Raw genomic sequence first — 485 nt, forward strand, 5'->3', positions numbered from 1 at the left:
GCAAATTAGAGAATAAGGATGAACGACGGTTTGCAATTTGTCTTAAAGAAAACAATCAATACATAGGAAATATTCAGTTATTAGCTATAAATAATGGACTGGCATCCTTTCATATATTCATAGGTGAAAAAAGCTTATGGGGAAACGGAATAGGCAAGCAAGCTACAAAGCTTATATTAAAGTATGCTTTTTTCGAACTAGGTTTAAAATGTGTCTTATTAGAGGTAAATCCATTAAATATTTCTGCTTATAAAACTTACGAAAGAATGGGTTTTGTTGCAGTAGGCTCCAATGAAGCAAATGGATTTATTAAAATGAAATTAAATAAAAAAGAGTTTCCCATCTAACCTTAGTTCACTTACTATCATGAGAAAATTAATTACTCTTTTTCACAAAGAGCAATGGAAAGCCTACGTATGGCGCCAATGAGCCAATATATAATTCCTTAGTTGATCGTATAGGAATCGATCCTAATAATAAGATTG

General features: G+C 31.3%; 1 protein-coding gene. It reads left to right on the forward strand.

The genetic code is table 11. From position 1 onward, the window contains the following. A partial coding sequence (locus B4G94_RS23905; RefSeq protein WP_286862508.1) for a GNAT family N-acetyltransferase occupies positions 1 to 347 on the forward strand: 347 nt, incomplete at its 5' end. Between the last annotated feature and the right edge of the window lie 138 nt (positions 348 to 485).

It is taken from the genome of Sphingobacterium sp. UBA7625, from assembly GCF_002484085.1.
Classification (GTDB): domain Bacteria; phylum Bacteroidota; class Bacteroidia; order Sphingobacteriales; family Sphingobacteriaceae; genus Sphingobacterium; species Sphingobacterium athyrii.